This window comes from Rhodobacter capsulatus (genome assembly GCF_003254295.1).
Lineage (GTDB): Bacteria > Pseudomonadota > Alphaproteobacteria > Rhodobacterales > Rhodobacteraceae > Rhodobacter > Rhodobacter capsulatus.
In genome coordinates this window covers 457,342-481,730 of the sequence record NZ_QKZO01000002.1, presented here as the reverse complement: position 1 = coordinate 481,730, position 24,389 = coordinate 457,342, and the positions used below count along the sequence as shown (strand labels likewise).

Here is a 24,389-nt window from a genome sequence, read left to right as displayed (position 1 = left end):
CATAGCAATCATAACGCTATGATCTATCGACACAAATCGTCTGTTACCGGCTATTCCCAGCTGTTCCCGGTTTTTGTCCGATGTACCGGGTGTTTTTGTCGGGTGACACTTTATGACGCCCATAACGCGCCGAAGGCGATCAAGAGCACCCGAGGCATAGCGTTTCGGAACGCGCCGGTAGAGGTAGAGCGTTCCTTTGACCGAACCATCGCGCGTGGTGATTGCCATCTTCTCCCCCAAGTGCTTTGGGCGAGTGTATCACAAATTGTATTGCAAAATGTATAGCAGAAATGGGCGTCGCAAGGGGGCGGAAATGGAAAAGCCCTCGCGGATCAAGGGCTTGACTAACTTCAAATGATTGTGAATGGCGGAGAGGGAGGGATTCGAACCCTCGGACCCCTTGCAGGGTCAACGGTTTTCGAGACCGCCGCAATCGACCACTCTGCCACCTCTCCGCATCAGGGGTCGTCGTGAGGCGGGTGTTTAACGTCAGCATCGGAGGGCTGCAACCGGTTTTTGCATCCCCGGACAAACTTTTTCGTCCGCGCCTATTTCTGCCGGTTCCGGGGACCGGAAATCCCCGCGGCAGTTGGCCTGCGGGGCGGAAACCGGATCCCATCCGGCGGGGGCACGGCCAAACCCTGCGGCGCTGGATGATATCCGCAAGCCGAAAATTGTCCGTTGAAATCCGCTTCGCTTCGTCGAATATCCTGCTTAACAGCCATTTGGGCGGACAGATCGGCATCATGGACGAGATCGACAGAAAGATTTGCGCGCTGCTGGGCGAGGATGCGCGGCAGTCGATGGCGCAGCTGGGCGCGCGGGTGGGGCTTTCGCCCTCGGCGGTCAATGACCGGCTGCGGCGGTTGATCGAACGCGGCGTCTTGCGCCGCACGCGCGCCGATGTCGACCCCGAGGCGGTCGGCCTGCCGGTCGCCGCCTTCGTCTGGATCGCGCTGGCCGAGGGCATCGACGAGGCCGCCTTTCGCGCCGCCATCGCCGAAAACACCGCCGTCACCGCCTGTCATCATGTCACCGGCGGCTGGTCCTATCTGGTGCAGATCCGCGTCGCCTCGCTGGTCGCGGTCGAGGAATTTCTGGTCGCGCTGAAACGGGCGGGCTGGATCGCGCGGACCGAAACCATGCTGGCGCTTTCGACCGTGGTCGAGCCGCCGTTTCGCTACAGGAGATAGAATGGAAGCGCTTGTGCTGTTCGGAAAAGGGCTGTTCATCGGGCTGGCGATCGCCGCGCCGATCGGGCCGATGGGGGCTTTGTGCATCCAGCGCACGCTGGCGGGCGGCTTCTGGGCCGGTGTCGCGGGGGGGCTGGGCACGGCCTTGGCCGATCTGACCTTTGCCACCGGTGCCGCCCTCGGCTTCGCCGTCTTCCAGGATCTGGTCGAGCGCATCGCTTTGCCGCTGGGCCTGATCGGCGGGGCGTTTTTGATGGGTCTGGCCTGGCGCGGCTGGCCGCGCGGGCAGGCGGACGAGCCCGTGGCGGCGAAGATCCCCGAGGCGCGCAGCCTGTGGCGCACCGCCCTTGTCACCTATGGGCTGACGATCACCAACCCGCCGACGATCCTTCTGTTCGCGGCGATCTTCGCCGGGCTGGGCCTGGCGCAGACCGGATCGGGGCTGGCCATCGCCGCCCTTGTCGCGGGGGTGTTTCTGGGCTCGATCGGCTGGTGGGCGTTCCTCTCGGGGCTGGTCGCGGCGGCTCATCACCGGCTGCCGCCCGCCTTCGCGCTCTGGACGGCGCGGGTCTCCAGCCTGACGATGGCGGGCTTCGGCCTTTGGGCTTTCGCGTCGATCTTCTAACTGTCGGGGGCGATCAGGCCAAGCCCGCGCAGATAGACGCCGATGCCGCTTTCCAGCAGATCCTCGGGCGAGAAGGGCGATTGCGTGCCGGGGGCTGCGCGGGCGTAAAGCTCGACGACCCCGTGAGAGAGCGCGCGGACATGCGCCGCCACCATCGTGGGCGGCGGGCGGCGCCCCTCGGGGATATGGGCCGAGAGCGCCTGCGTCGCCTTCAGCACCACCGCCTCGGCCCGCGCCATGCCTGCGGCCAGGTCGGGCGAGCGGTTGGGGCTCAGGCCGCTTTCGAACATCGCCATGTAATGGCCGGGAAATTTCCGCGCGAAGGCGAGATAGGCCCGCCCCGTCGCGCCAAAGGCCGAGAGCGCCGAGGGCGCCCCGCCGTTCCAGGCATGCTCCATCAGATCGGCGAAGATCGCATAGCCCTGGCGCGCGCATTCGGCGATCAGATCCTCGCGCCCGGCAAAGTGGCGATAGACCGCGGCGGGGGTGACGCCCGCCTCCTTGGCGGCTTCCGACAGGGTGAAGCCCTGCGCGCCGCGCGCGGCAATCAGCGCCAGCGCCGCCTCGACCAATGCCTGGCGGAGGTTGCCGTGATGGTATCCCGCCTTAGCCATCGATGTGATCGATGCCCCCGCAGATCAGCGGATCGGGCGTGCCGATCGCCGCCCGGTCCTTGCCCGGATAATCGAGCGCGCCCAGCACGGTCTGGATCGCGGCGATGCGGGCGCGGTATTTGTCATCGGAGCGGATCACCGTCCAGGGCGCCGCCGCGGTGTCGGACCGGCGCAGCGTTTCCGCGATGGCAACCGTATAGGCATCCCATTTCCGCAGCCCCTCGACGTCGATCCAGCTCAGCTTCCATTGCTTGAGCGGATCCTGCTCGCGGTCGAGGAAGCGCTTGAGCTGCTCGGCGCGGTCGACCGAGAGCCAGAGCTTGACCAGCACGATCCCCTCCTCGACCAGCATCTTCTCGAAGCCGGGCAGCTGGGCAAAAAAATGCGTGCGCTGTTCGGCGGTGCAAAAGCCGAAGACATGCTCGACCACGCCACGGTTGTACCACGAGCGGTCGAACAGCGCGATTTCCCCCGCCGCGGGCAGCCGCTCCACGTAACGCTGAAAATACCACTGGCCCTGTTCGCGCTCGGTCGGCGTGGGCAGGGCGACGATATTGGCCTGGCGCGGGTTCAGATTCTCGCGCAGCCGTTCGATCGTGCCGCCCTTGCCCGCGGCGTCGCGGCCCTCGAACAGCACCACCAGCCGCCGCCCGTCCTGTTTCAGCCCCCAGCTCATCTTCACCAGCTCGACCTGCAGCGGCCGCATCTGCGCCTCATAGGCCTTTTTCGCCAGCTCCGCGCGATAGGGGAAAGAGGCCGAGAGGATCTCGTCGGGTTTCGCCGTCTCAAGCGCCCGGCGCAGGCTTTCGGGGGCGTCATGGCGCAGGAATCTGGTGATTTCGCCGACGAAGGGCAGATCGGGAAAACCGGTCCGCTGTCCGGCCGCATCCCCGAGGTCGGTCTTGTCCGAGGTGTCGTGATCCTTGCCCATGCGCCGCCCTTTGAATGTGAAGCGCTTTCACTATAGCGGCCCGCAAGCCGGAGGCAAAGACGCAGCCGCCCGGGCGCGGCCGCCCGGCGGCGCGAGTCGGCCCGTTCCGGTGCCTAAAATGTGATTCGTCACATCCGCGGCGCATTGGCGAACAAAGTGGCGGTTTCGCCCGCTTTGGTCGCATTGGCGGAACAATGACGCGGCCGCCATTGTTCCGGCGGGGGCCGAAGAATGATGCCGGATCGGAAACGCGCGCGGCGCCGGATTGTCGCCAATCCGGAAACGCCGGATCGCAAGCGCCCCTCCGCCGCCCCGGAACCCGCGTCGCGGGGCAGGGTTAACGCTTGGTAAACAGGACGAATTTTAGCTATTTTTCCGGCCTCTCGGCGCCCCCGTTGCGGGGGTGCGGAAACAATCGCGGCAGGCGGGGTGCGAAATCGCGGCGGCAATCGGGCAAGCGGGGAGGGATCGGGGAAAAATCAGGGCAAGATTGCGGCAGATTCCCGTTCCCCGAAGCCCGGCCTCTTGGTATCACGTAAGAGCCCGTGTTGGGCCTCGGCCGTGGGGGCGGTCGAGGACGTTCGACATCTTCGGATGCTCGGGACGGCTGAAGTGGTGCTGCCGTGACCGGGGTGATCTGCCATCCCGAAACGACCGCGAAGCAAGGGAACTGAAAACCGCCGTTTTGGCGGGCCGTCCCGTGCATCCTGCTCCAGCCCGACCGCGTGAAAATGTCGCGTCTTTTCAGGTGGGTTTTCCGCCGGTGACGAGTGACGGGCGCTGCGCGGGGCAGGGCCGAACTTTCAAGGCTTGCGGGGCATTGTCTTCGCCAATCGGGGTAAGGAGAGGCTGCCATGACCTATACTTTCAGCGACCGCACGATTTTCGCGTGGGATCTGTCGAACATCACCTCTTCGAAAGCGGGTCTTTTCGCCGACAGCGCCTCCGGGCTGAGCACTGCCGCGGGTGCGACCTTCACCATCGGCACGGGCGCGACGGTCAACCAGATCACCGTGCGCGACAATGACAGCTATTTCAACGACGGCGACGGCGACCAGACGCTGAACTCGAGCGAAACCCTTGAAGGGTCAAGCTACGGGCCGTCCTCGGGCCGCATCACCCCCGAATATGCCTATACCGTCTGCCCCACCGGTTGCACCGATCCTTCGGGTTACATCACCGTCTATGCCTTTGAAATGGCAGACAATGACATGGTCGGCATCGTGTCTTCGGCGCCGCTGCAGACGGGGGTCAGCTACAGGGTCGTGTCCTGCACCGACAACTGCCCCTCGGTTCCCTATTCCGCGCTGGCGACCTATCCGACGCTTGACGGCATCGTCGAGGGCACCGCGGGCGCCGATCTGATCGACACGGGCTACACCGGCGACCCCGAAGGCGACAGGATCGACGCCAATGACTATCGCGGCGGCCATGCCGACAGCGTGATGGCGGGCGCGGGCAATGACACGATCCGGTCGGGCGCGGCGGCCGACACGGTGCACGGCGAGGACGGCAACGACCTGATCGACGGCGGCGCCGACAATGACCTGCTTTACGGCGGCAATGGCGACGATACGTTCGTCGGCGGCGCGGGCAATGACACGTTCCACGGTGGCAACGGGCTTGATGTCATCGACTATTCGAAGTCCGGCGCCGCGGTGAATGTCAATCTGGGCACCGGGGCGCTTTCGGGCGGCGATGCGACGGGCGACGTGATCGGCGGCGGCATCGATGGCGTGATCGGTTCGGAGTTCAACGACAGCCTTGTCGGCTTCGACCATCAGGGCACCTCGGCCTCGGACAGCTATACCAACGTCTTTCACGGCATGGACGGCGACGACACGATCTTGGGCATGGGCTCGGATGACAGCCTTTACGGCGGCGCCGATGACGACAGCATCGAGGGCGGCGCGGGCAACGACTATATCGAGGGCGACGGCGATCTGGACAGCGGCGCCGCCCCCGTCGATCTGACGATGGACTGGCAGCGCTTCAGCCAGAATTGCGGCGAGATCGTCAACGGCGCGTCCTATGACATGGGCGGCGTGCGGGTGACTTTCGGCTTCACCGACCAGACCCGCGGCGCCACCGCGACCTCGACCAATGCGGCGCAATATGTCGAGGCGGGCGACGGGCTGAACGGCGCGGGCGGGCTGCAGCTTTACGGCAATGGCGGCACGGGCGACACTTCGACCACCGCGCTGAACTTCACCTCGACCAATGCCGATTACGCCTCGGCGGTGACCGATGTCAGCTTCCGCATCAACGACATCGACATCGGCCCGAACGGCGATTTCCATCAGGACATCGTCACCGTCCGCGCCTATGACGCGCAGGGCAATCTGCTGAACGTCACCTATACGCCGGAAGGCGGGCAGACGCTGGCGAACGGCACCGTCACCGGCCATGATCTGGACACTGGCGGGTCGCTCTCGCCCGCCTCGGCCAGCGGCTCGGTGCTGGTGCGGATCGATGGCGTCGTGGCGCGGATCGAGATCGATTACAACAACGGCGGCGCCTCGGATCAGGCGATCACCGTGACCGACCTGACCTGCACCACCGTTCCGGCGATCGAGGCGGACGAGGCGGGCGATGACACGCTCTCGGGCGGCGAGGGCGATGACACGATCCTGGGTCAGGGCGGCAATGACGTCATCAGCGGTGGCGCGGGCAATGACCGGATCTTGGCGGGCGACGACCGCGACGTGATCCATGGCGGCGCGGGCGACACGATCGACGGCGGCGCGGGCGGCGACGATCACGACACGCTCGACATCCGCGGCCAGGGCGACTGGCGCGTGATCAACCGGACCGTCGACAGCAACGGCAACGGCTACAACGGCACCGTCGAATTCCTCGATGCCGATGGCAACGTGACCGGCGCGCTCGACTTCACGGAGATCGAGACCATCGTGGGCGATGACGTCAACCACCGCCCCGATGCGGTGAACGACAGCGCCACCGTCGCCGAGGACGGCACGAAGACGATCGCCGTTCTGGCCAATGACACCGACCCCGATGGCGACGCGCTGACGGTGACCGGCGCCACCGCGCTGCATGGCACGGTGACGGTGAATGCCGATGGCACGCTGACCTATGTGCCCAACGCCAATTATAACGGCCCCGACACCATCACCTATACGGTGCGCGATCCGGCCGGGCTGACCGACACCGCGACGGTGAATGTCACCGTCACCCCGCTGAACGATGCCCCCGATGCGGTGAACGACAGCGCGGCAACGGCTTTCCAGACCGCGGTCACCGTGCCGGTTCTGGCCAATGACACCGATATCGACGGCGACACGCTGACGGTGACCGGCGCTTCCAGCCCGAACGGCACCGTCACGGTGAATGCCGACGGCACCATCACCTTCACCCCGGAGACCGGTTTCACGGGCGATGCCACGATCACCTACACCGTCTCGGACGGCCATGGCGGCACCGATACCGCGATCGTCACCGTCACCGTCGGCGCCGATCCGCGCGACGGCTATGTCGACGGCACCGCGGGCGATGATCTGATCGACACCGGCTATACCGGCGATCCGCAGGGCGACCGGGTCGACGGCAATGACGCGATCCTGCCGGGCGACGCACCGAACGATGACCGCATCCGCGCGGGCGCGGGCAATGATACCGTGCTGGCGGGTCTGGGCGACGACACCGTGACCGCGGGCAGCGGGAATGATTCCGTCGATGGCGGCGCGGGCGACGACAGCCTTTCGGGCGAGGGCGGCGCCGACACGCTGCGCGGCGGCGACGGCAATGACACGCTGGACGGCGGCGACGACGCCGATCTGGCGGTGGGCGGCAAGGGCGACGATCTGCTGATCGGCGGGCTTGGCAATGACACGCTGGAAGGCGGCGCGGGCAATGACACCGCCCAGGGCGGGGCGGGCGATGACAGCATCACCACCGGCCTTGGCTCCGACCGGGCCGAAGGCGGCGACGGCAACGACTACATCAACACCCGCAACGATCAGGCGCTGTCGGATCTGGGCTATCCGGGCTATCTGCCGCGCGACCCCGACCCGAACGACGACCGCGACACCGTGCTGGGCGGCGCGGGCCATGACACGATCCTGACCGGCGACGATGCCGACAGCATCGACGGCGGCGCGGGCAATGACGTGATCGACGCGGGCGTCGATGCCGACACCATTCTGGGCGGCGAGGGCGATGACACGATCACCTCGGGCGAGGGCTCGGACGTGGTCGATGGCGGCGCGGGCAATGACATCATCTACGGCGGCCTTGGCCCGACCGTGCCCGACATCATCAACATCCCCGACGCCACCGATCTGGTGCAGAACAACGGCATGGACACGATCCATGGCGGCGACGGCAATGATGTCATCTATGGCGAGGATGACGACGACCTGCTTTACGGCGATGCCGGCAATGACACGATCGACGGCGGCATCGACGAGGACACGATCTTCGGCGGCACCGGCAACGACAGCCTCATCGGTGGCGCGGGGGCCGACCAGATCTCGGGCGGCGATGATCGCGACACCTTCGTCGTGGCCAGTGCTGCGGCGGGCGCGGGCGATGTCATCGACGGCAACGAGGGCGGCGACGATTACGACACGCTCGACCTGACCGGGGCGGGTCGGACGAACATCCTCTATGACCCGAACAATCCCGAAAACGGCACGGTGCAATTCCTTGATGACCACGGCAATGTCGTCGGCACGCTGAGCTTCAGCAATATCGAGAAGATCATCTGCGACCGCGACGGCATCGTGACCGGCACCGCCGGCGCCGATCTGATCGACTATGATTACACCGGCGATCCCGATGGCGACAGGATCGACCACAATGATGCGATCATCCCGGGCGACGGTTCGCAGGATGACCGCGTCGTGGCCGGGGCGGGCAATGACACGATCCGTTCGGGGCTTGGCAATGACACCGTGGATGCGGGCACCGGGGATGACCTGGTCGAGGCGGGCCTGGGCAATGACTCGGTGCTGGGCGGCGACGGCAAGGACACGATCTTCGGCGGCGACGGCAACGACACGCTGCTGGGCGACGCGGGCGATGACCTCCTTGACGGCGGCAATTCCTCGGACAGCCTTGACGGTGGCGCGGGCCATGACACGCTTTTGGGCGGCGAGGGCAATGACACGCTGATTGGCGGCGAGGGGAACGACAGCCTTGATGGCGGCAATTCCTCGGACAGCCTTGCTGGCGGCGCAGGCAATGACACGCTGCTGGGCGGCGAGGGCAATGACACGCTGATCGGTGGCGAGGGGAATGACAGCCTGGACGGCGGCGCGGCCTCGGATACGCTCGACGGCGGGGCGGGCGATGACACGCTGATCGGCGGCGAGGGCGACGATTCGATCCTCGGCGGCGAGGGCAATGATCTGGCTGCGGGCGGGACCGGGCAGGACACGATCCGCGGCGGTGCGGGCGATGACACGATCACCGGCGACGATGGCGACGACCGGCTTTACGGCGATGCGGGCAACGACAGCCTTTCGGGCGGTCAGGGCCAGGATCTGCTCGACGGCGGGGCGGGCAACGACACGCTGACCGGCGGCGATGGCGTCGACACGCTGTTGGGCGGCGATGACCGCGACGTCTTCATCGTGGTCAACCGCGATGGCGGCAACCATGATGTCATCGACGGCAACGAGGGTGGCGACGATTTCGACACGCTCGATCTGACGACGGCCGGGCCGCTGCGGATCAACTACGATCCGACGAACCCGGAGAACGGCACCGTCAGTTTCCTCGACGATCATGGCAATGTCACCGGCTCGCTGACCTTCCGCAACATCGAGAAGGTGATCCCGCCCTGCTTCACCCCCGGCACGCTGATCGCGACGCCGAAGGGCGAGCGGCTGGTCGAAGAGCTGCGCGAAGGCGACAAGATCCTGACCCGCGACAACGGCATTCAGGAAATCCGCTGGATCGGCCGCACCGATCTGACCCGGGCGCAGCTGATGGCGACGCCGCATCTGAAGCCGGTGCTGATCCGGGCGGGCAGTCTGGGCAACGGCCTGCCGGAACGCGACATGCTGGTCTCGCCGAACCACCGGATGCTGGTGGCGAACGAACGCACCGCGCTTTACTTCGAGGAACACGAGGTTCTGGTCGCGGCCAAGCATCTGGTCGACAACCGCGGCGTGAAGCCGGTGGAGACGCTCGGCACCAGCTACATCCACTTCATGTTCGACCGGCACGAGGTGGTTCTGGGCAACGGCGCCTGGACCGAAAGCTTCCAGCCGGGCGATCAGTCGCTGGAGGGTCTGGGCAATGCGCAACGCGCCGAGATCCTGGAACTGTTCCCGGAGCTGCGTTGCCGCGACGGCCTTGAGGGCTATGGCGCGGCGCGCAAGATCCTGAAGAAACACGAGGCGGCGCTGCTCAGGCACCGCTGAGACCCGGCTTCGGCCGAAACGACTGCGGCGCCCGGGGGCACTCCCGGGCGTTTTGCTGTCGGCAGGGATGCGGGCGGAAAAGCGGCGCATTGCGCCGGTTTCGGGGCGGGAAACGGAAAGTTCCGACAAATTGTGACAATTTCTGGATCGTTAACCTATTGGCAAGCCGGGTTCCGGAGTATGCTCGATTGCGGGGGCCGTCCGGTGTCCCCGGTGGCTCCGGTTCAGGACGCGCAGGATGATAGCGACGGGCAACTTCACCCAGGGGGCGGCGTTCCTTGGCAGCCCCCCCGGGCCCTGGGGGGACGACTGTTCCATGGTCGAGATCCGCCTGCAGTTCGATGGCTATGACGGTCTGGGCGGCCGGGTCGAAGGCCGCGATGCCGCGGGCGCGCCGCTGTTTGCGCTGGAGATCGGGCAGGTCGCCGCGGCGGTGCCCTGTTTCACTGCCACAAGCCTGATCGCCACCGGACAGGGGCCGATGCCGGTTTCGGCGCTGCGGCCGGGGGCGCGGGTGATCACCCGCGACAGCGGCTTGCAGGAATTGCTCTGGGTCGGGCGTCGCCGCTTCGGCTGGCAGGCGCTGGGGCTCAACCCGCTGCTGCGCCCGGTGCGAATCGCCGCCGGGGCGCTGGGGCAGGGCCTTCCCGAACGCGACATGCTGGTGTCGCCGAACCACCGCTTCCTGACCTGTCTGCCGGGCGGGGGCGACAGCGGCGAATGCCTGACGATGGCGCGCGATCTGGTCGGGCTGGAGGGCATCACCCCGCAGGCCGCCGCCGGGGTCGAATATTGGCAGCTGCTGTTTGCGCATCATGAGCTGGTTCTGGCCGATGGCGCCTGGTCGGAAAGCTTCCTGCCGACTGCGGCCAGCCTGGCGGCGCTCGAAAGCGACTGCCGCGCCGCGCTGGCTTTGGCCTTGCCCGGAATCGCGGCCGAGGGCGTCAGCGGCTTTGCTTCGGTGCGGCCCTTCGCTGAAATCGGCTCGGCGGCCTGATCGGTTTTGCCCCCGGCCCCCGGCCATCGTGCTGCCATCATAGCGCGCGGCTTTTGCCGCGCTTTCGGCCCCAATTCGCCATCTTGATGAAGAATTCTTTACCAGTCCCCGGCGCGGGGCGGGCAGGAATGACGATGGCGACGATCTACGGCACCGATGGAAACGACACGCTTAACGGCACCAGGTGGTCGGATTCGATCCTTGCCCGGGGCGGCGACGATCTGATCAACGGCGGGGCCGGGAACGACACGTTGCTGGGCGAAGCCGGAAACGATTCGCTGGATGGGGGCGATGGCGCCGACAGTGTCTCGGGGGGCGTGGGCAATGACACCTTGCACGGCGGGGCGGGCAATGACACGCTCTCGGGCGGTTCCGGGATGGATTATGCCGATTACACCGACGCGTCCACCGGGGTTTCGGTCAATCTGGCCACGGGCACGGCCACCGGGGCGGGAACCGATGCGCTCAACGGCATCGACGGGATCTTCGGGTCGGGCTTTGCCGATACGCTGATCGGATTTGACGGTCAGGGCACCGGCAGCGACGACATCTACACCAACGTCTTTTATGGCCATGGCGGCGATGATCTGCTGAGCGGGCTTGGCGGCGATGACAGCCTGTTTGGCGGCGACGACGACGACACGGTTCTGGGCGGGGCGGGCAATGACCTTGTCACGGGGGATGCGGGCGATGACAGTCTGGACGGCGGCAGCGGCAACGACACGCTGAGCGGCGGCGACGGTAACGATGTGGTGCTGGGCGGCGACGGCAACGATTCGATCAACACCGGGCTTGGCGCGGACACGATCTACGGCGGGGCCGGGTCGGACACGATTTCGGTGGTCTCGGGCGGAAACACCACGATCATCGGCTCGGAAGATGCCGACGGCAGCGATGTCGACACGCTTTATGTGTTTCGCCACAACATCGACTGGTCGCGCACCGTCATCACGGGCGAATCCGGCACGATCGTCTGGCTGAACGGCGCGACGACCAGCTTTTCCAACATCGAAAACGTGGAATTTGTGCGCAATGTGCCCTGTTTCACCCCCGGCACGCTGATCGAGACCAAACGCGGCCGGGTGGCGGTGGACAAGCTGCGGCCGGGCGACCGGGTGTTGACGCGCGACAATGGCTATCAGCCGATCCGCTGGATCGGGCGGCGGCGGCTGAAGGCGGCGGATCTGGCGGCGGCGCCGCAGCTGCAGCCGGTGCGGATCGCCGCGGGGGCCCTGGGCGAGGGCCTGCCCGAAGCCGACATGCTGGTGAGCCCGCAGCACCGGATGCTGATCTCGGGGGCGCGGGCGGAACTGCTGTTCGGCGAGGCCGAGGTGCTGGCGGCGGCCCTGCACATGCTGGGCCAGCCTGGCATCACCCGGCAAAGGCGCGACGAGGTCACCTATCTGCATCTGATGTTCGACGCGCATGAGATCATCCGGGCCAATGGCGCCTGGACCGAAAGCTTTCAGCCCGGCGACCACACGCTCGCCCATCTGGATGCGCCGCAACGCGCGGAATTGGCGGCGATTTTCCCTGATCTTGAGAAGAACCTGCCGCGCGGGCGCTGGACCGCGGCCCGCCGCGCGCTCAAGGCGCATGAGGTGCGGGTGCTGCTGGGCCGAAACGCCGCCTGAAACGAAAAAAAGGGCCGGATGCGATGCACCCGGCCTCAGGAAGAGGCCGACAGGGGACTGCGGCGCTCGGGATCAGAAGGCCGAATACTGCGACGGCAGCGGCTTCGCCGCGCCGCTGGGCGCAAGGCCGATGTCACGCAAAAGGTGATCGTCGAGGCGGGCCAGCGCCAGTCGGGCGCGGCGGTCATCTCGCCAACGGGCAACCGCGCCCAGCACGACCGCAAGCGGCGACTGCGCGGAACGGCGCGACAGCGACGAGACGGGGTGGGTGAGGCTGATCATGGGGCACCTTTTCTGTATTGATACAATTCTATATTTGCTGGTAGAAATAGATTACAATTCCCGCACAAGCGGCGCGAGGGAAACATTGTGACTGATACAAGTTGGAAACCCGACCTGCCGGTGCAATCCGGACCGAAATATCTGGCGCTGGTGCGGGCGCTGCGCGAAGGCGTGCGGCGGGGCGATCTTTCGCCCGGATCGCGGCTGCCGACCGTGCGCGATCTGGCTTGGAAACTGGGGGTTACCCCCGGAACCGTGGCCCGCGCCTATCAGATTGCCACGCAAGAGGGGCTGCTGGAGGCGGCGGTGGGACGCGGCACGTTTGTATCGACACAATCGCGCCGGCTGGGGCCGACGGAATCGCTTTATCAACAGCCGCTCTCCGACCCGGCGGCGGATGGGGTGATCGACCTGCGCTCGCCGCAATTGCCCGATGTCGGGCAATCGGTGGCGCTGTCGCAGGCGATGGCCGATGCCGCGACCGAGCTGGGCGAGCATTATCTGGAATATCCCGGCCTGCGCCGCGACCGCTATTGCCGCGAGGCGGCGCTCGATTGGTTTTCGCATTGCTCGCTGCATGGGCAGATCGGCGCCGATGATCTGGTGCTGACGCATGGCGGGCAGAACGGCATCTCGATCGTGCTGCAATGCTGCCTGCGCGGTGACCGGCCGGTGGTGCTGTGCGAGGAGCTGGCCTATCCCGGTTTCCGCCATGCCGCGCGGCTGAGCCGGGCCGAGGTGGTGCCGGTCAAGCTCGATGACGAGGGGATGATCCCCGAGGCGCTCGATGCCGCCTGTCGTCGCTACGGCGGGCAGGTGGTCTGCGTCACCCCCGATGCGCAGAACCCGACCACGGCGCGGATGTCGAACAGGCGTCGGCAGGCCATCGCCGAGGTGGCGCGCAAGCATGATCTGCAGATCATCGAGGATGATTGCTACACCGCGCCGGTCTCGGGGCTGGAGGCGATCCGGATGATCGCGCCGGAGCGGACCTGGCATGTGACCTCGCTGTCGAAGACGATCTCGGCGGGGATGCGCTTTGGCATCGTCATCGCCCCCGAGGGCATGGGCGAGGCCGGGCGGCTGACGGCGCAGCACAGTTTCTTCGGCCTGCCGCGGCCGGTGACCGACATCATCACCCGGCTGTTCACCAGCGGCGAGGCGATGCGGCTGCGCCACGCCGCGCAGGAGGTGATGAGCCGCCGACTGCAGATGGTGGTGCAGGCGATGGAGGATCACGACATCGCCTGGCAGCCGGGGCTGAGCTTCGTCTGGCTGCGGCTGCCGACGGGCTGGCGGGCCTCGACCTTCGCGCGTGTCGCCGAGGCCGAGGGGGTGCTGGTGCGCTCGGCCGATGAATATGTGCTGGCCGACGGCCATGCGCCGAATGCGGTGCGTTTTGCGCTGGCGGGCGGCGTGCCCGAGGACCGGCTGATGCGGGCGATCGCGAAACTGCGGGCGCTGCTGGAGAATCCGCCGCGCGATCTGCCGGTCTGAAACCGCACGTTCCGGTTGCAAAGCGACAGCAATCCTGCCGCTTTGCTGGGCACTCGCGGGAATTTTCCCGAAGCAAGGGGCAAGCCGGGGCATCGTCCCCCTTTCCTCTGCCGAAACCTTGTGCAAATTTGGCCCAAACGCGCCTGAGACGCGCTGAGGGAGAATAGAATATGTCGGTATCTCCAACCCGGCGGTGGGCGCGCTCGGAGGCGGCCAGCGGCTGGTTCATGGTCAGCCCAACGCTGATCTATGCAGTCCTGTTGCTGGCGGCGCCGCTGGTGACCATCGTCGCCTATTCCTTTTTCAAGGACGGCTATCTGGTCGTGGTGCATGAATTCACCACGCAGAACTATATCGACGCCTGGTCGGACCCGATCTTCCGCACCATCCTGTTGCGCTCGGTTCTGGTGTCGGCGCTGGTGACGCTGGTCACCGTGATGCTGGCCTTTCCGATCGCCTATTTCATCTCGTTCAACGTGCCCGCGGCGCACAAGTCGCGCTGGCTGTTCCTGATCACCATCCCGTTCTGGACCTCGTATCTGATCCGGGTGTTCCAGTGGAAGGTGATCTTGAACTTCAACGGTGTGGTGAACTCGACGCTGATGGGGCTTGGGGTCATCGACAGCCCGCTGCAGATGCTCAATTCGGTGGGGGCCATCGCGATCACGCTGGCCCATGCCTATGCGCCTTTCGCGATCCTGCCGATCTTCGTCAGTCTGGAAAAGATCGACCGCTCGCTGCTGGAAGCCGGGCAGGATCTGGGGGAAAGTCGGCTGATGACCTTCTGGCGGGTGACTTTGCCGCTGGCCATGCCCGGGGTGATCGGCGCGGTGATGATCGTCTTCATCCCGACGATCGGCGACTATGTCACGCCCGAGCTGATCGGCGGCGGCAAGCTGCCGATGGTGGCGAACCTGATCCAGAAGGACATGCTGAAGATCGACAACAAGCCTCTGGGCGCGGCGGTGGCGGTTTCGGCCATGCTGGTCGTGTCGGCGGTGGCGCTGATCTTCCTGTTCCTCAACCGTCGCTTCCTGAGGGGGGGCAAATGAAGTTCTCCGGTCTGAGAGGCTATGCCTTTCTTTATCTTGCCTTCCTTTATGCGCCGATCGCGCTTCTGCCGGTCTTCGCCTTCAACGACGGCACGGTGATCGCCTTTCCGCTCAAGGGGTTCACGCTGAAATGGTTCGGGCAGATGTTCGAGAACCAGTCGCTGGCGACGGCGCTGACGAACTCGCTGATCGTCGCCGTTTCAACCGCGATCCTGGCGACGACGCTGGGCATCTTTGCCGCGCGCTCGGCCACGCGCTACAATTACCGCGGCAAGGCCGGGGCGATGGGGCTGATCATGCTGCCGCTCGTGCTGCCCGAGATCATCCTGGCGGTGTCGCTTCTGGTGGTGCTGCTGGCGATTGGCGTGCCGATGTCGATCTTCACCGTGATCCTCGGCCATGTGCTGGTGGCGACGCCCTATGCGATTGCGGTTCTGAACGCGGCGTTTTCCTCGCTGGACCGTTCGCTGGAAGAAGCCGCCTATGATCTGGGCGAGACGAAATGGTCGACCTTCCGGCTGATCATCCTGCCCTTGGTGACGCCCGGGATCATTTCTGCGGCGCTGATGGCTTTCACCATCTCGCTCGATGAATTCATCATCGCCTTCTTCCTGGCGGGCGAGCAGACGACGCTGCCCACCTATATCTATTCGCAGCTGCGCTTTCCGAAACAGATCCCGATGATCATGGCGCTTGGCACCGTGCTTGTCGTCTGCTCGGTGCTGCTGCTGACGCTTGCCGAATATTTCCGCCGCCGCGGCATCGCGAAGACCGGCGCCAAAGACACTGGGGGGTTCCTGTGAGCCAGAACGTCATCACCGCGAAAGTGCCGCTGGAACAGCGCCGCAAGATGATCGAATTCGATCGCGTGCACAAATATTACGGCGATTACCACGCGCTGCGCGGCATCACCGCGACGATCCGCGAGGGCGAATTCTTCTCGCTGCTGGGCCCCTCGGGCTGCGGCAAGACCACGCTTTTGCGCACCATCGCCGGGTTCGAGGATATTTCCTCGGGCGCCGTGCTGATCGACGGCAAGCACATGGAAGACGTGCCGCCGAACAAGCGCCCGACGAACATGGTGTTTCAAAGCTATGCGATCTTCCCGCATCTGAGCGTGGCGCAGAACGTGGGCTTCGGGCTGCGCCGCGATCCGCGCCCGGAGGCCGAGAAGGCCCGGGCGGTGGAAGAGGCGCTGGAGATGGTCGGGCTCAAGGGCTATGGCGCGCGGGCGGCGCATGCGCTTTCGGGCGGGCAGCGGCAGCGGGTGGCGCTGGCGCGCGCGCTGATCCTCAAGCCCAAGGTGCTGCTGCTCGACGAGCCGCTTTCGGCGCTGGACAAGAAGATCCGCGAGCAGATGCAGATCGAGCTGATCAAGCTGCAGCGCGAGGTGGGGATCACCTTCGTTCTGGTGACGCATGACCAGGAAGAGGCGCTGGTGATGTCGGACCGGATCGCGGTGATGTTCGAGGGCGAGATCGCGCAGCTCGCCGATCCGGAGACGCTTTACCGCCGTCCGGCCTCGCGTCGGGTGGCCGATTTCATCGGCGTGATGAACTTCCTGCCCGCCAAAGTGCTGGGCGAGGGCGGCGGCCATCTGCAGCTGGAAGTTGCGGGGCTGGGTCAGGTCGAGGTGACGGACGAGCAGGCCTCGGCCAGGCCGCAGGGCGGCGAGGCGGCGGTGGGGTTCCGTCCCGAGACGCTGACGATCCTTTACGAGGGGCAGGTGCCGCAGGACCGCGACTCCCCCGGCGTGATCGACGAAGTCGTCTATTACGGCGACATGACCTATTACGACGTCAAGCTTGACGGGGTGGAAACGCCGGTGCGGATTTCGATGCGCAATGTCTTCGGCCGCCCGGTGCTGGATGTGGGCACGCGCACGCGCGTCGCCTGGTCGCCCGGCGCGCTGGTGCTGTTTCGCTGACGGAAAAGGGGGGCTTCGCGCCCCCCTCTTTGCTGCGCAAATTCACCCCCGCGAGGTATTTGCAGCAAGATGAAGATTGAGCGGCAAGTGTTTCATCTTGCTTGAAATACCTCGGGGGGTGAATTTCATTCGGCACGAATGAAAAAGGGGGGCAGTGCCCCCCTTTTGACGTCTTATTCCGAGCGCGAGGCGCGTTTGCGCTCGTGCGGGTCCAGAAGCCGCTTGCGCAGGCGGACGATCTTCGGCGTCACCTCGACCAGTTCATCGTCGTCGATATAGGCGATCGCCTCTTCCAGGCTCATCCGCACCGGCGGCGTCAGGCGCACGGCTTCATCCGTGCCCGAGGCGCGGACGTTGGTCAGCTTCTTGCCCTTGAGCGGGTTCACCTCGAGGTCATTGTCGCGCGAATGCTCGCCGATGATCATGCCCTCGTAGATCTGTTCCTGCGCGCCGATGAAGAGCTTGCCGCGTTCTTCGAGGTTCCAAAGCGCATAGGCGACCGAGACGCCGTTCTCCATCGAGATCAGCACGCCCTGGCGACGGCCCTGGATCGGGCCCTTGTAGGGCGCCCAGCCGTGGAAGATGCGGTTCAGAACGCCGTTGCCGCGGGTGTCGGTCATGAATTCGCCCTGATAACCGATCAGGCCGCGCGACGGCACATGGGCGACGATCCGGGTCTTGCCGTGACCGGCGGGGCGCATCTCGACCAGATCGCCCTTGCGCGGCCCGGTCAGTTTCTCGATCACCGCGCCCGAATAGTCGTCATCGACATCGACGATGACCTCTTCGATCGGCTCCATGCGTTCGCCGTTTTCCTCGCGGAAGATCACCCGCGGACGCGAGATCGACAGCTCGAAGCCTTCGCGGCGCATGTTCTCGATCAAGACGCCCATCTGAAGTTCGCCACGCCCCGAGACGACGAAAGCATCGCCGCCGGGCGTGTCCTCGACGCGGATCGCGACGTTGGTTTCGGCTTCCTTCATCAGCCGTTCGCGGATGACGCGCGATTGCACCTTGGTGCCGTCGCGGCCCGCAAGCGGGCTGTCGTTGATCCCGAAGGTGACCGAAATCGTCGGCGGATCAATCGGTTGCGAGGGGATCGCGGTTTCGACTTCCAGCGCGCAAAGCGTATCGGCCACGGTCGCCTTGGTCATGCCGGCGATGGTGACGATGTCGCCCGCCTCGGCCAGGTCGATCGGTTGTTGCGTCAGGCCGCGGAAGGCGAGGATCTTGGTGCAGCGGAACTGCTCGATCCGCTCGCCGGTGCGCGAGAGCGCCTTGAGCGTGTCACCGACCTTGAGGCGCCCAGCCTCGACGCGGCCCGTCAGGATGCGGCCGATGAACGGGTCGGCCGAAAGCGTGGTGGCAAGCATCTGGAACGGCTCGTCGGCGCGGAATTCCTGTTTCGGCGGCTCGACATGCTCAAGGATCAGATCGAAGAGCGCCGACAGATCCTGCCGCGGCCCGTCAAGCGCGCGGTCGGCCCAGCCGCCGATCCCCGAGGCATAGACATGCGGGAAATCGAGCTGCTCGTCACTGGCGCCAAGGTTGGCAAAAAGGTCGAAGACCTCGTTCAGGGCGCGGTCGGGCTCGGCCGCGGGCTTGTCGACCTTGTTCAAGACGACGATCGGCTTGAGCCCAAGGGCGAGGGCCTTCGAGGTCACGAATTTCGTTTGCGGCATCGGGCCTTCGGCGGCGTCAACAAGCAGGCAGACGCCATCGACCATGCTCAGGATCCGTTCCACCTCGCCGCCGAAATCGGCGTGGCCGGGGGTGTCGACGATGTTGATCCGCGTGCCCTTCCATTCGACCGAGGTGCATTTGGCCAGAATGGTGATGCCGCGTTCGCGTTCGATGTCGTTTGAGTCCATCGCGCGTTCCGCGACGGCCTGATTTTCCCGGAATGACCCGGATTGACCCAGCAGCTTGTCGACGAGGGTCGTCTTGCCGTGGTCAACGTGTGCGATGATCGCAATATTGCGAATGTCCATGAAGTCCGCCTGTTCGAGATTTGTGCTGCCCTTACGGGAAAAGCAGCCGTTTGGCCAGCAAGAACCGCGTCAGGGATGCCCTGCGGATGAAAACAGGTTGATGACGGCGATGCCCGCGATGATGAGCCCGATGCCGAAAAGCGCGGGCGCGTCGAGTTTTTGTTGAAAGATCAGCCAGCCCGAGGCGGTGATCAGCACGATGCCGATCCCCGACCAGAGCGCATAGGTGATGCCAAGCGGCAGGGATTTCAGCACGAGGGTAAAGAACCAGAAGGCCACGCCGAAGCCGAAGATCACGCCCAGCGTCGGCCAGAGCCGGGTGAACTGTTGCGAGGCCTGCAGGCAGGTGGAGCCGAAGGTCTCGAACAGCACCGCGATGAGGAGGTAGAGATAGGGTTTCATCACGACACGATATACCAGTCGCGCCGATGGTTGAAGGCGATCACGAAGTTCAGGACGAGCGCGCCGAGAAGCGACCAGCCGATGCGGTCCAGCGGCAGGATCAGGCTGGCGATAGCGAAAAGGATCAGGTCATGGGCGAGCTGCACATGGCCCGCGCGCCAGCCGTAGCGGTCCTGCACGATCAGCGCGACGATCGAGACGCCGCCCAAGGTGCCGGAATGGCGAAAAAGGCCCAGAAGCCCGACCCCCGCCGAGACGCCGAACAAAAGCGCTGCGGCGGCGGGATGGATGGTGTCGAGGACAAGGACGGGTTTGAGCGCCTCGGCCAGGAGCGAGACGAAGCTGACGGTGACCAGCGATTTCACGCAAAAGACGGGGCCGCGCGCCCACCAGGCCAGCGCGAAGAAGGGGATGTTGAGCCCGAAGAACAGCGCCGAGAAATTGAGCCCGGTGGCGTAGGACAGGATCAGCGCCGTGCCCGCGGTGCCGCCCGTCACCAGCCCCGCCGCGCGCAGAAGGTGAATGCCCAGCGCCGCCTGTGCCGAGGCGAGGACGAGCCCCTGGGCATCCTCGAACACGGTGTAGCGGCGGGGGGATGGGTCAACACTCATGACCCGAATATGCGTCAGAAGGGCTGTCCTGTCAACGTATCAGGTGGCGATATAGCGATCGCGGCGGTGGTTCATTGCAATGACGATGTTGATGACCAGCGCGCCGAGCGCCGAGATCGCGACGGTCTTCCCGTCGCGCAAGGTCAGGGCCAGGCCGAAGACGCAGGCGTCAAAGATCAGCTGCGTCCAGCCGGCGCGAAAGCCGGTCTTGTCCTGCAGGTAAAGCGCCATGATGCCGACGCCGCCGAGGCTGGCACCGTGACGGAAAAGGGCGAGCAGGGCGGAGCCGGAGAGAAAGCCGAAGATCACCGCGCCGACCAGCGGGTTGACATTGGCGAAGCTGACATATCCGGGCAGGAAGGCGGCCAGTGCCGAGAGTGCCGCGACCGAAAGGAAGGTCTTGATCACGAAGCCAAGCCCCATGCGCCGGTAGCCGAACCAGTAAAAGGGAATGTTGATCGCGAAGAAGACCGGCCCGAAGCCCCAGCCGGTAGCGTAGCTGATCAAGACCGCAAGCCCCGCGGTCTGGCCGGTGACAAGACCCAGATGGGTGAGCAGCACGATGCCGAAAGCGGCCATGGTCGTGCCATAGGCGATGCCCTGGGCGTCATCCAGCAACGTGTGTTCGACGGGGTTTTCGGCGATGATTTCGGTCATGCGGGCTTTTCTCATGCTCCGCGGCATCGGGCAAGGGGCTGTGGCCGCGCGGACACGGCCCGCGCGTGTCAAGCCCGGCGCGCGGCTTTTTTCTTGGCGCGACTCGGGGGCGCGTGCATCTTCGCCGCATCCGGCAATTCAGACAGGGAGGGCGGATCATGACGAATTTTGCATCCATCCTCCGAACCGGCGGGCTCACTCGCGCTGCGGCAACCGCAGCCGCAGTCAACGGCAGCCGCGTTTTCGCGTAAGCCATCCGCCCCGGTGTCTCGGCACCACGTCTGACCTTCGACCGGATCACCCCAAGCCTGCGTCTGGCCCCCGGCCCGTTCCGGTCTTTTTCCATCCAAACCAGAGGCCGGTGCCCCGCACCGGAAAGGACATGACCAGAACCGACGACGTCGCGCTGTCGCTCAGACTTGATCTTGAAACGCTGCTTGCAGCCTATGGCCCGCGGCAGGTGCTGCTGAGCCTGATGGCCGCGCTTGTCACCCATCACCGCAACCGGGGCCTTGCCGCCCGTTTTGCCGAGATGGACGACCACTTGCGGCGCGATATCGGCCTGCCGCCGCGCGGGCCCGCGCCGCCGATGCCGCATTGGACGCATTTCGGCTGGTAACATGCAAAGCGCATCGCAACGCATTGAAAAAGGGCCGGGAAATCCCGGCCCTTGCAGTTTCGAAAAGATGCCGGGGATCAGCCCGCCAGCGCCTTGTTCAGATATTCGTCGACCTTTTCCAGATAGCCCATGGTGGTCAGCCATTTCTGATCGGGCCCGACCAACAGCGACAGATCCTTGGTCATGAAGCCATCTTCGACGGTCTGCACGCAGACCTTTTCCAGCGTCGTCGCGAAAGTCATCAGCGCCGCGTTGTCGTCAAGCTTCGCGCGATGCTTCAGGCCGCCGGTCCAGGCGAAGATCGAGGCGATCGAGTTCGTCGAGGTCTCCTTGCCGGCCTGATGCTGGCGATAGTGACGGGTGACGGTGCCATGCGCGGCCTCGGCCTCGACGATCTTGCCATCGGGCGTCATCAGCACCGAGGTCATGAGGCCCAGCGAGCCGAAGCCCTGCGCCACGGTGTCGGATTGCACGTCGCCATCGTAGTTCTTGCAGGCCCAGACATAGCCGCCCGACCATTTCAGCGCCGAGGCCACCATGTCGTCGATCAGACGGTGTTCGTAATGGATGCCCGCCGCCTTGAACTTGTCGGCGAATTCTTCCTCGTAGACCTTCTGGAACAGATCCTTGAAGCGGCCGTCATAGGCCTTGAGGATGGTGTTCTTGGTTGAAAGATAGACCGGCCAGCCCTTGAGCAGGCCGTAGTTCATCGACGACCGCGCGAAGTCGATGATCGAGGCGTCGAGGTTGTACATCCCCATCGCCACCCCGGCACCGGGGGCGTCGAAGACCGTCTTTTCGATCACCGTGCCGTCCTCGCCGACGAATTTCATCGTCAGCTGGCCCTTGCCGGGGAAGTGGAAATCGGTGGCGCGGTATTGATCGCCAAAGGCGTGGCGGCCGATCACGATCGGCTGGGTCCAGCCCGGCACCAGACGCGGCACGTTGCGGCAGATGATCGGCTCGCGGAAGATCACCCCGCCGAGGATGTTGCGGATCGTGCCGTTCGGCGATTTCCACATCTGCTTGAGGTTGAACTCGGCCACCCGGGCCTCGTCGGGGGTGATCGTGGCGCATTTCACCGCCACGCCGACCTCTTTCGTCTTCAGCGCGGAATCGATGGTGATCTGGTCGTTGGTGCGGTCGCGTTCCTCGATGCCGAGATCGTAGTAAAGCAGATCGATGTCGAGATAGGGCAGGATCAGTTTCTTCTTGATGAAATCCCAGATGATCCGGGTCATCTCGTCGCCGTCCATCTCGACGATGGGATTCGCTACCTTGATCTTCGACATTGGGCCCTCATGCCTTGGTGACTCGTTGCCGCTTTTTAGCGGGTTTTCGCGGGTTTGACCAGCCTTGTATGCGATTGCATACCGATTTCCGGATCAGAGTCCGCGCGCGCTGAACCAGGGGCGGATCTTCGCCTGCACCCAGTCCCAGACGGCGGGCAGGCCGCGGGCGACCTTGGTGCCGACGCGGGTCTGCAGCTGATCCCAGGTGACGTCGTAGTCCAGCCACGACCCGCCGCCGGAAAGCTGATTCAACAGCACCGGCTGCACCCGGTCGAGCGATTTCGCATAGATCGCGGTGGGCGTTTCGGCGGCTTCGAATTCCGCCCAAAGCGCCTGAAGATCGTCGCCCAAATCCTTGGGCAGAAGCCCGAAAATGCGCTTTGCCGCGGCAGCTTCGGCGTTCTGGATCTCGGCCGAGCCATGGGCGGCGCCGCCCGCGGAATGGATCGGCACATCGCCCACGTCGATCTCGACCAGATCATGGATCAGAAGCATCTTCACCGCGCGCAGCGGATCGACGCCGGGCGCCGCTTCCTCGGCCAGCACGAGCGCATAAAGCGCCAGTGTCCAGCTGTGCTCGGCCGAGTTTTCGCGCCGCGATCCATCGTGGATCGGCGTCGCGCGGCTGACCGATTTCAGCTTTTCGGCCTCGAGCAGGAAGGCGAAAAGCTGATCAAGGCGCCCCGCCGCCTTTGCCGCGTCGCTCATGCGCCCTTGAGCGCCTTCAGCCGCGCCTCGAAGAAGTCGCGGCCGCGGTCGGCGGCCATATAGGCGCGGCAGGCGGTCATGAAGGCCTCCTGCATCGAGGGCGAGGAGGTGCCAATGTAATTGCCCACCTCCATGAACAGCCGGTCGGCCTTTTCGCCCAGATCGCGCTGCGCCGCGATCACGTCGCGAGCGAGCGCCTCGGCGAGATCCTCGGTCAGCGCCATCTTACCGCGAACCCTCGGTCAGGCGGCGGCGGACATAGGTCTGCACCGTCTCGATCATCGGCTTCATATGGGCTTCGTCATCCTTGAAGAAGTGGTCGGCGCCCTCGACTTCCTGATGGGTGATGGTGATGCCCTTCTGCTCGCGCAGCTTGCCCACCAGCGTCGCCGTGTCCTTCGGCGGCGCGACGCGGTCGGCGCTGCCGTTGATGATCAGCCCCGAAGACGGGCAGGGCGCCAGGAAGGAGAAATCGTAGATGTTGGCGGGCGGCGCCACCGAGACGAAGCCGGTGATTTCCGGCCGCCGCATCAGCAGCTGCATGCCGATCCAGGCGCCAAAGGAAAAGCCCGCAACCCAGCAATGCTTCGAATTCGGGTTCATCGCCTGCAGATAATCCAGCGCCGAGGCCGCGTCGGAGAGTTCCCCGATGCCCTGATCATATTCGCCCTGGCTGCGCCCCACACCGCGGAAGTTGAAGCGCAGCACGGTGAAGCCGAGCTTGTGGAAGGCATAATGCAGATTATAGACAACGCGGTTGTTCATCGTGCCGCCATATTGCGGATCGGGATGCAGGATGATCGCAATGGGCGCATCGGGGGCGGGCTGCGGATGGTAACGGCCTTCGAGACGGCCCTCGGGGCCGGGGAAGATCACTTCGGGCATGTTCTCTCGCCTGCTGCAACGTTCTCGGGGGATCTGCGGCGGTGCGCAATCTTGACGCTTTTACCGCAAGACCCTAGGAC

General features: G+C 65.2%; 22 protein-coding genes and 1 tRNA gene. 10 read left to right on the top strand and 13 right to left on the bottom strand.

Features of this window, described 5'->3' with window-relative positions:
• Positions 1 to 228, bottom strand: a 228-nt coding sequence (locus LY44_RS18115; RefSeq protein WP_211310144.1) for a hypothetical protein, incomplete at its 3' end; no start/stop codon positions are given.
• A gap of 137 nt (positions 229 to 365) precedes the next feature.
• Positions 366 to 455, bottom strand: a tRNA-Ser gene (locus tag LY44_RS04690).
• Positions 456 to 746: 291 nt separating this feature from the next.
• Between LY44_RS04690 and LY44_RS04685 the strand changes: the two genes are divergently transcribed.
• Positions 747 to 1,193 (top strand): Lrp/AsnC family transcriptional regulator, encoded by a 447-nt coding sequence (locus LY44_RS04685; protein WP_055208165.1) that lies wholly within the window; start codon positions 747 to 749, stop codon positions 1,191 to 1,193.
• A 1-nt stretch (position 1,194) separates the two neighbouring features.
• Positions 1,195 to 1,818 carry a LysE family translocator gene (locus LY44_RS04680; RefSeq protein WP_081024309.1) on the top strand — a complete coding sequence of 208 codons (624 nt, stop codon included), beginning with the start codon at positions 1,195 to 1,197 and terminating at the stop codon, positions 1,816 to 1,818.
• Here the strand turns inward: LY44_RS04680 and LY44_RS04675 are convergent.
• Together LY44_RS04675 and ppk2 are read right to left on the bottom strand one after the other, a co-directional pair.
• Positions 1,815 to 2,432 (bottom strand): TetR/AcrR family transcriptional regulator, encoded by a 618-nt coding sequence (locus LY44_RS04675; protein WP_055208167.1) that lies wholly within the window; start codon positions 2,430 to 2,432, stop codon positions 1,815 to 1,817. The genes LY44_RS04680 and LY44_RS04675 overlap by 4 nt on opposite strands.
• Positions 2,425 to 3,363 carry a polyphosphate kinase 2 gene (gene ppk2, locus LY44_RS04670; protein WP_111395960.1) on the bottom strand — a complete coding sequence of 313 codons (939 nt, stop codon included), beginning with the start codon at positions 3,361 to 3,363 and terminating at the stop codon, positions 2,425 to 2,427. Before ppk2 ends, LY44_RS04675 begins: the two co-directional genes overlap by 8 nt.
• An 854-nt stretch (positions 3,364 to 4,217) precedes the next feature.
• Between ppk2 and LY44_RS18220 the strand changes: the two genes are divergently transcribed.
• From LY44_RS18220 to LY44_RS04630, 3 genes are all read left to right on the top strand, one after another.
• On the top strand, positions 4,218 to 9,755 hold the full coding sequence (locus LY44_RS18220) for a Hint domain-containing protein (RefSeq protein ID WP_055256356.1): 5,538 nt from the start codon (positions 4,218 to 4,220) through the stop codon (positions 9,753 to 9,755).
• 238 nt (positions 9,756 to 9,993) lie between these two features.
• Positions 9,994 to 10,752, top strand: a complete 759-nt coding sequence (locus LY44_RS04635; RefSeq protein ID WP_081024312.1) for a Hint domain-containing protein — start codon at positions 9,994 to 9,996, stop codon at positions 10,750 to 10,752.
• A 128-nt stretch (positions 10,753 to 10,880) separates the two neighbouring features.
• Positions 10,881 to 12,386: a Hint domain-containing protein gene (locus LY44_RS04630; RefSeq protein WP_055208173.1), complete on the top strand. Its 1,506-nt coding sequence runs from the start codon at positions 10,881 to 10,883 to the stop codon at positions 12,384 to 12,386.
• 72 nt (positions 12,387 to 12,458) lie between these two features.
• Here LY44_RS04630 and LY44_RS04625 read toward each other — a convergent pair whose 3' ends face one another.
• Positions 12,459 to 12,668: a DUF1127 domain-containing protein gene (locus LY44_RS04625; RefSeq protein ID WP_055208175.1), complete on the bottom strand. Its 210-nt coding sequence runs from the start codon at positions 12,666 to 12,668 to the stop codon at positions 12,459 to 12,461.
• A gap of 87 nt (positions 12,669 to 12,755) precedes the next feature.
• Between LY44_RS04625 and LY44_RS04620 the strand changes: the two genes are divergently transcribed.
• From LY44_RS04620 to LY44_RS04605, 4 genes are all read left to right on the top strand, one after another.
• The gene (locus tag LY44_RS04620; protein ID WP_055208177.1) at positions 12,756 to 14,165 is read left to right on the top strand and encodes an aminotransferase-like domain-containing protein; all 1,410 of its coding nucleotides are present in this window, start codon (positions 12,756 to 12,758) and stop codon (positions 14,163 to 14,165) included.
• A gap of 170 nt (positions 14,166 to 14,335) precedes the next feature.
• Positions 14,336 to 15,217 carry an ABC transporter permease gene (locus LY44_RS04615; RefSeq protein WP_055208180.1) on the top strand — a complete coding sequence of 294 codons (882 nt, stop codon included), beginning with the start codon at positions 14,336 to 14,338 and terminating at the stop codon, positions 15,215 to 15,217.
• On the top strand, positions 15,214 to 16,020 hold the full coding sequence (locus LY44_RS04610) for an ABC transporter permease (RefSeq protein WP_055208182.1): 807 nt from the start codon (positions 15,214 to 15,216) through the stop codon (positions 16,018 to 16,020). Before LY44_RS04615 ends, LY44_RS04610 begins: the two co-directional genes overlap by 4 nt.
• 47 nt (positions 16,021 to 16,067) lie before the next feature.
• Positions 16,068 to 17,144 (top strand): ABC transporter ATP-binding protein, encoded by a 1,077-nt coding sequence (locus LY44_RS04605; RefSeq protein WP_055208930.1) that lies wholly within the window; start codon positions 16,068 to 16,070, stop codon positions 17,142 to 17,144.
• A 173-nt stretch (positions 17,145 to 17,317) separates the two neighbouring features.
• Here the strand turns inward: LY44_RS04605 and typA are convergent, their stop codons facing one another.
• The 4 genes from typA to LY44_RS04585 all read right to left on the bottom strand — a co-directional run bounded on the left by typA (position 17,318) and on the right by LY44_RS04585 (position 20,805).
• Positions 17,318 to 19,135, bottom strand: a complete 1,818-nt coding sequence (gene typA / locus LY44_RS04600; protein WP_055208184.1) for a translational GTPase TypA — start codon at positions 19,133 to 19,135, stop codon at positions 17,318 to 17,320.
• Between the two features lie 69 nt (positions 19,136 to 19,204).
• A complete protein-coding gene (locus LY44_RS04595) occupies positions 19,205 to 19,537 on the bottom strand; it encodes a DMT family transporter (RefSeq protein ID WP_055208186.1) in 333 nt (110 codons plus the stop codon).
• Positions 19,537 to 20,148: a YitT family protein gene (locus LY44_RS04590; RefSeq protein WP_055208188.1), complete on the bottom strand. Its 612-nt coding sequence runs from the start codon at positions 20,146 to 20,148 to the stop codon at positions 19,537 to 19,539. Before LY44_RS04590 ends, LY44_RS04595 begins: the two co-directional genes overlap by 1 nt.
• Positions 20,149 to 20,187: 39 nt before the next feature.
• A complete protein-coding gene (locus LY44_RS04585; protein ID WP_055208191.1) occupies positions 20,188 to 20,805 on the bottom strand; it encodes a YitT family protein in 618 nt (205 codons plus the stop codon).
• A 382-nt stretch (positions 20,806 to 21,187) separates the two neighbouring features.
• On the opposite strand from LY44_RS04585, the gene LY44_RS04580 reads away from it, so the two are divergent.
• Positions 21,188 to 21,424 carry a hypothetical protein gene (locus tag LY44_RS04580; protein ID WP_055256358.1) on the top strand — a complete coding sequence of 79 codons (237 nt, stop codon included), beginning with the start codon at positions 21,188 to 21,190 and terminating at the stop codon, positions 21,422 to 21,424.
• 77 nt (positions 21,425 to 21,501) lie between these two features.
• Here the strand turns inward: LY44_RS04580 and LY44_RS04575 are convergent, their stop codons facing one another.
• The 4 genes from LY44_RS04575 to LY44_RS04560 form a co-directional block, all read right to left on the bottom strand.
• Positions 21,502 to 22,716 carry an NADP-dependent isocitrate dehydrogenase gene (locus LY44_RS04575; protein ID WP_055208196.1) on the bottom strand — a complete coding sequence of 405 codons (1,215 nt, stop codon included), beginning with the start codon at positions 22,714 to 22,716 and terminating at the stop codon, positions 21,502 to 21,504.
• A gap of 93 nt (positions 22,717 to 22,809) precedes the next feature.
• Positions 22,810 to 23,424: an HD domain-containing protein gene (locus LY44_RS04570; protein WP_055208199.1), complete on the bottom strand. Its 615-nt coding sequence runs from the start codon at positions 23,422 to 23,424 to the stop codon at positions 22,810 to 22,812.
• Positions 23,421 to 23,648, bottom strand: a complete 228-nt coding sequence (locus LY44_RS04565; protein ID WP_055208201.1) for a hypothetical protein — start codon at positions 23,646 to 23,648, stop codon at positions 23,421 to 23,423. Before LY44_RS04565 ends, LY44_RS04570 begins: the two co-directional genes overlap by 4 nt.
• 1 nt (position 23,649) lies before the next feature.
• Positions 23,650 to 24,309, bottom strand: coding sequence for an alpha/beta hydrolase (locus LY44_RS04560; protein WP_055208203.1), 660 nt, complete (start codon positions 24,307 to 24,309; stop codon positions 23,650 to 23,652).
• Positions 24,310 to 24,389: the final 80 nt, after the last annotated feature.